The 1,275-nt window shown below is 40.9% G+C and carries 1 protein-coding gene; it reads left to right on the top strand.

Features of this window, described 5'->3' with window-relative positions; all coding sequences use genetic code 11:
• Positions 1-111: 111 nt before the first annotated feature.
• Entirely contained in the window at positions 112-1,254 is a 1,143-nt protein-coding gene (locus QUA77_RS29135) for an IS4 family transposase (protein ID WP_333043201.1), read from the top strand.
• Positions 1,255-1,275: the final 21 nt, after the last annotated feature.

Genomic DNA, 1,275 nt, shown 5'->3' with positions numbered 1-1,275 from the left:
CTGGGGGGGTGACAACCCACCCAAAACCCATAGCTAGTAAGGATTGAGCCAACTTGTGGTAAAAAAAGATAGGCAGCAGAATTGTTACACGCTTGCCTATCTAAAAAATTAATGATACCAAGATTCTACCAGACTCACTTACAAAAATACCTGACGCCATCTCAGTTTTTGGTGATGACAACCTTATTATCTTTAATGCGAGCGGAAAAACAAGTGAGATTAGAGCGACTCTCCCGAGTGTTTCCTTGTCTAATTACAGCCGAAAGTCGGCGACGGAAATTACAAAGATTTTTAGATTTACCTCACTTGACGATCGAATTAATTTGGTTCCCATTAATTACTTACTGGTTGACTACTTATTGCTCTGTCGGTCAAACCTTATCAATCGCAATAGATCGGAGCCAATGGGGGTGTATTAATCTTTTCATGGTTAGCTTAATCTGGGAGCGAAGAGCAATTCCATTATACTGGTCATTGTTGCCCAAATTGGGCAGCAGCAACTTCGAGGAACAGACTACAAATCTACAGCAAATTTTACCATTATTTTCCGAATATAAAGTCATCGTTTTAGGAGATCGTGAATTTTGTTCGATCGACTTAGGGAACTGGCTTAAGGAAAAGGGTGTGTCTTTTTGCTTGAGACTGAAGAGGAATCATTGTATCGAAATAGAACATTTAGTTTGGCAGCGGTTAGATGAATTAGGAATAGTACCAGGAACCTCTTTATATTTTCAAGGTAAAAGAGTGAGAAAAACTCAACCTGCCACTGGATTTGATCTTGCTTGTAAGTGGAAAAGAAACTATGGGACATGGAAGGTTGATGAAGCGTGGTTTATTCTCACAGATTTAGGGTCGTTGCGGGCAGCGATCGATGCTTACAAGAAACGGATGGGCATTGAAGAAATGTTTCGAGATTGTAAAACAGGGGGCTACGATCTGGAAGGAACTAGCTTAAAAGGCAACCGACTGATTAACATAATTCTGCTCGTGACACTCTCCTATAGTTCGGCAATATTTGAAGGCACCGAACTGAGGAAAAAGCAGGTAGAAAAATATGTATGTCGGCGTCAAGAACCTAAAAAAAGATATCGGAGACGGAGTACATTTGGTGTTGGCTTAGATGCAGAAAAGTGGGTGAATTATCTCGAAAAATATTCCCAAGAAGTGGAACAGTTTATAAAGTTAACTCGAAATAAACGCCGCTTTTACCAACAAGGTATGCGGGCTGCAACCCTGATTCGGTCTATCTCTTAGGCATCTTTGTCACCCCCCCAG

Origin of the sequence: Microcoleus sp. K5-D4, from assembly GCF_036704575.1 — a bacterium.
Taxonomy (GTDB): domain Bacteria; phylum Cyanobacteriota; class Cyanobacteriia; order Cyanobacteriales; family Microcoleaceae; genus Microcoleus.
Note: the sequence above shows the minus strand (reverse complement) of the source record. Positions and strands in the feature narration are given on the sequence as shown.